The organism is Candidatus Similichlamydia epinepheli (genome assembly GCF_003056015.1).
Genome location: NZ_PPEU01000053.1, coordinates 1 through 5,264 on the forward strand (window position 1 = coordinate 1; position 5,264 = coordinate 5,264).

At 38.8% G+C, this 5,264-nt stretch carries 4 protein-coding genes; 2 read left to right on the forward strand and 2 right to left on the reverse strand.

Features of this window, described 5'->3' with window-relative positions; translation table 11 throughout:
• Together GCCT14_RS03475 and GCCT14_RS03480 are read left to right on the forward strand one after the other, a co-directional pair.
• On the forward strand, positions 1-946 hold a 946-nt coding region (locus GCCT14_RS03475; RefSeq protein ID WP_157952565.1), incomplete at its 5' end, for a hypothetical protein.
• A gap of 70 nt (positions 947-1,016) precedes the next feature.
• The gene (locus GCCT14_RS03480) at positions 1,017-2,360 is read left to right on the forward strand and encodes a hypothetical protein (protein WP_108624261.1); all 1,344 of its coding nucleotides are present in this window, start codon (positions 1,017-1,019) and stop codon (positions 2,358-2,360) included.
• Here GCCT14_RS03480 and GCCT14_RS03485 read toward each other — a convergent pair.
• Together GCCT14_RS03485 and GCCT14_RS03490 are read right to left on the reverse strand one after the other, a co-directional pair.
• Positions 2,343-3,833, reverse strand: coding sequence for a GspE/PulE family protein (locus tag GCCT14_RS03485; RefSeq protein ID WP_108624262.1), 1,491 nt, complete (start codon positions 3,831-3,833; stop codon positions 2,343-2,345). The two genes, GCCT14_RS03480 and GCCT14_RS03485, sit on opposite strands and share 18 nt — an antisense overlap.
• Positions 3,834-5,264: type II secretion system protein GspD (locus GCCT14_RS03490; RefSeq protein ID WP_204592946.1), on the reverse strand; the 1,431-nt coding region annotated here is incomplete at its 5' end.

Genomic DNA, 5,264 nt, shown 5'->3' on the forward strand with positions numbered 1-5,264 from the left:
TGTTCGATCTTTGCCTTTCGATGTTATTCCTGATCCATCTTGCTTACCAAGGTCAATTTTTGTAAAAGCATTGGAAAGTGTTCCTGGATCAATTTCCCACTCTTCTTGGATTTCTTCTTATTGGAGTGACTTCATATTTGGTTTGCGTTTGTTATCAAGAATTTGCACCGATGATTTGTATGTTATTCATGGAGAAAATGACTTTTTCTCTAAACAAGAGCGTTTGGAAGGCATTAAGTATCACTGTTTGAGTGGACCGCATCCTATTGGCAATGGAGCTGTTCAAGTACACTTAGTAGATCCAGTAAAATCGATTGATGATGTAGTTTGGATTATATCTGTACGTGATGTTATCTCTTTAGCAAAGCATGGATTAGAAGGTCGTTACTGGTCTGAATCTTTTTTTTCAGTTACGTCTTCAGAAAAGAATTTCGAAACTATTCTTGTGAAAAGCATACTTGGAACTTCAGCTAAAGTTTTATTAGAAAATATCCAAGATAGATACGATTGTATCGATGATAGATTGATTTCGGGGGATATTTTTTCTGGAGAAGCTATTGAGTGGGATCAATTTGTTCGTTTGCAAGATTCTTGTTTGACCTTAATTGGAGACATGTCACAAATCCCTCCTTTCAGAGTGTCGAGTGAGAGATTAATGAATAAATTGCAATTTCGATATTGTTCAGATGGATTTCCTTCTAACGACATTTTTCCATTAGATCACTCTGTATATGAGAGAGTTTTGCCAATGGATATTCCAACTCCTCATCTTCTTAGATCGTGCTGGGCTGGTGATTGGAAAGAGGCTATTAGGTGCGGACTTTTGGAGATCACAACAGAAGAAGCTGCTATTTTATCATCTGTTTGTCCTGCTCATTTCGATTTTGTTTCCTTGATACGTTCTGCACTGAGAACTTGCTACATAGACCATGTTTCAAGAGGATGATGAGGTATTGGCAACAAGGGTAGTGTGGCTTTAATATCGGCTTAGTGAGTCTTTTCAAATTAGAGGGGAGGTGAATCTTTTGTTGGGATGGCAATCGCATTTGGCTTCATGGAGTGAGCGGGTAACAGAAGTAATTTTCTCGCGTGTTAGTTTTATTAGATCACTTTGTCGCACCATTTCTCTTCTGTCTTTCGGAGTTATTGTCTTTTCTTTTATTGGTGCCCCTCGTCTCTTTTTGAAGGATTTATCTTTGGATGAGTTAGACAACTTAGATGACTCTTTCCCGTCTAGAGATGTTTCGTTAGAGGTAATAGGATCTTTTGGTTTTGGTCAGGTTAATTCAGGTTGGGTTGAAGAGACGGATCTTTTGACTCAATTTTCTTTACTTTCACTCTCTTCTCGCCCAGATCTTTCCATAGAGAATAGTGGAGGTGAGTTTTACGTATATCTCACTAGGTCCAAAAAAGTTATAAAGGCATTTTTGGATGTGGATTACCTATTTAGTATGCAGGGCGCATCTCTTTTCCCAACGAAGGAAAAGATTTCAGCATCTTTGATAGTTAATTTCAGTCGTGTGAATGGAGAGATTTGGGTTAGGTTTTCTTCAGCTCGTTCTCCATCCACATTCAAAGAACTGGAGGAAGGTGATCTTTTTGTCCCGTTGCCTTCTATGAAAGTGCAAAACAAAGAAGCTAACGGTTTTGATGTTCAATATTTATCTTCTGTTGGATTTCAATGGGCTGGTGAGGACCTTTTACTTGAACACAGTGAAGGAATTCACTATCAACATATAGGACTGTTTCGTGGAAAAGGAATGTCAGAATCTTCTTTACATATCAAAGTAGGCAATTGTCTATTCAAAGAAGATGGAGAGTGGGTGGTAGCAGCTCCAGGCGATAGGACTAGAGGAAAGATCATATTTCAATTGGAAGAGGTTACTGATAACAGGCTTATTTTTTCTGTTTGGGATTTACAAGGAGGGGTTAAGAGAGGTCTTTATTTAACAAAGGTTCAAGAAGGCCTTGATTTAGGAAACATTAGGGAATTACGTCTATCCGCAGTTCGTTCTGAAGAACACGTTGTTCTTCAAATTAAGCAGCAAAGAATCTCTGTACGATTGGGAGACTATTTGTTAGTTCAGTATGAAAACACAGATAGGTTTTCTTTGAAGGTATTGAAGAGTGGACAGACACATGAACCTGGAATTTATATCTGGATAAAATCAATCGTTCGTTCAGAAGGAAGATGGCAGGTAGAAGCAAATGTTTACTCAGTATTACGCTCTAAATTCATACCTTGTCTGATTACAGACAACGGTTTTGGATATAAAAATATACAAAACGACTCTAAACAATCTCTTTCTCATGCTAGGTGTTTATTTCCAGATAGGTTACGTTTAGATACTGCCTTTTGATACACGTAACACCTCAGACAATGTTGTCTTGCCTTCACGTACCACTTCCAAGCCGTGTTCGTATAGGGATTTATATCCTTCTTCTTTAGCTTTTTCTCGTAAAATAGCGCTGTCAGCTTCCTGTGTTGTTCCTTTGCGAATGGAAGAAGAATTCAACATAAGTTCATACAGACCAAGACGTCCCTTATAACCCAAATTAAAACAAGATGAGCATCCAGCTGGTTCATAAATTGAATCTGGTACTTCTGGATAGAGTATGCGATTTTCTTCTAAAGTAGGGGGTCTAGCTTTTTTACAATCACAAAGTTTTCGTACAAGACGTTGCCCTATAGATCCAATAAGTGAAGAAGATATTAAATACGGCTCAATTCCCATATCGCGTAGGCGAATGATTGCTGATGGTGCATCATTAGTATGAAGAGTAGAGACCACTAGATGCCCTGTTAGGGCAGCTTGAACTGCAATGATTGCTGTTTCTATATCTCTAATTTCTCCAACCATGATGACGTCTGGATCTTGTCTGAGAATCTGTCTCAATCCTTTGGAAAATGAAAAACCAATTTTGGGAGAAACTTGAATCTGAGCAACATCTTTCACTTTATACTCAACTGGATCCTCAATCGTCATAATGTTAATCTGAGGTGAGACAATGTCAGAAATAGCGCTGTACAAAGTAGTAGTTTTCCCACTGCCTGTAGGACCAGTAACAAGAATGATTCCCTCAGGGGTTCTTAGCATGTCACGAAACTGAGAAAGAATCCTATCCGGCATGCCAACGTGGTCAAGTCCCAAAGTAATATTATGTCGATCCAAAATTCTCATTACAATTCTTTCACCGTGAAGGACTGGAGTCGTGCTAATACGGAAATCAATCTCGCGACCACCATATATCATTTTCACACGACCATCTTGAGGCAGACGACGCTCAGCAATGTCCAACTTAGCAAGAACTTTAATTCTGGTAATGAGTTGTGATTGAAATTCCGTAGCAGGTTGATGCCTCATATGGAGCAGGCCATCAATCCTATAGCGAATCAGCAGATGATCCTCAACGGGATCAAAGTGTATGTCAGAGGCACCTTGTTGAATCGCTTCCCTTAAAATTTCATTTAAAAGAGCAACAATAGGACTACTCTCTTTATTCTCAAGTAGATCAAGAGAAGACTCTTCAGAATCCTTCTTTTCTTTTTCTTCAAGATTATCTAACAGTTCGGAAGTTCTACTTTTACGACCTTCATAAACTGTATTAATCCTTTCAGAAAGAATTTTTGGGTCACAAGCCTCAGTGCGAATTGAAGAACGAAGAAGCCATGAGGTCTCTTCGATCACATCAAGATTATTAGGATCGGCAGCCCAAATCCAAACTGCGTCTCCATCTTTTTTAAACGGTAAAATCAAGTTTTTTTTGGCGAAGGAATAAGGAATAGACCTAATCAGATCCTCCTCAAAACTATTAAGAAAATCTTCTTGCATTTATCGACCAAAGATAAGCTTAAAAGTTTGAGGTAATTTAGCTCTAATTCCCTCCGTCCTTCTTCCATATTTTTTCAAAGGAGCAGGAAGAAGGTCTCCCGGACGCCTTTTTAAAGCTTGTAATTGAGTAACTTGGGCGTCTTGCTGAAGAGAGTCTATGATTTGTGGACGAATTAAAACAAATGTCTCTGTAGAACGATCAGACATAGTGTTATAGCCGAAAAATGACCGAAATAGAGGAAGCTCTCCTAAAATCGGTAAGCCATTGTGTCTATCTTCAATATCTTTTTGGCGGAGACCACCTATAATTACACTCTCTTGATCACGAATCCTACATAGATTTTTAATGTTACGTGTGTGTATTTCAGGACGACCTTCAACGCCTCCACGATGAGATTCAAACGTCAAATCACAGTCCATTGTGATGTACCTTTCATTCTCTTCTTCATGAATTACAGGCTTAACTCGTATCTTAATACCGTATTGAGCTCGTACATATGAGTCTTTAAAAAGGGTAGATCCCCCAGAAGGAACAGCAGTCTGCCCAACATTAACGGATGTCTCCTCAACTAGATTTATGACTGCAGTTGTACCATTCATTGTGAGAAGGGATGGATTAGCATGAATTTGAATGTCCTCTTGGCCAACAAGGAAATTAAATGCGAAATCAAATGGTGGAATTTGTAACAGTTCAGCAGAAGAACTCAAAAAGAATTGGAGAATTCCAAAATCACGCCTTAATGAAGTAGTTGAACTTCCTGGGAAACGCACTCCTGATGAGTCATTCCCTGAAGCTTCTGAACCAATTGAGATAAGGCTAATACCAGATTCTCCTCGTTCAGTAAGAGATTTTTCAAACAAGATAAAATCAATTCTAACCATTTTTTCTGGGACATCTAATTTCTTAATCAGATCTAAAATGTGTTGGGAAAGATATGTCTCAATTGCCAAAAATAAAGTGCTTGTTTTCATATCGACAACTACGTTGTAGTCTCCCCATGTAGAACCTCTCTGTTCTTCTGAAAATTTAGCTAATCCACCAGGAACTACCAACGGAGAGACTCCAGTTCTTTCCTCTTCGACTTGTGATGCTGCATTTTTGATATGCTCAACAGCTTCTTCTTCACTTAAAGGAGGCCCTGCAGTAGCCAAAATACGACAAATTTTCGCAATCACCTTCCCAAGTTCAACAGGATCAGTGTGCTTTACGTTGTATCGAATGATTTCTTTTTTGGCAGGACCTGAAAGACCATCTTCAATTTTTTGCATGATATTAGCAGCTCGATCTACTTCTTCTTTCGAGCCAATCAAGAAAAGACCACCAGGAGATATTAAAGGGACAACTTGTAATCCAACACTGTCCAATTCGCTAGATTGACTAGAAAATGATAGTGAATGCCCCCAAGAAAGAGGGTTGCCTAAAGCACTTCT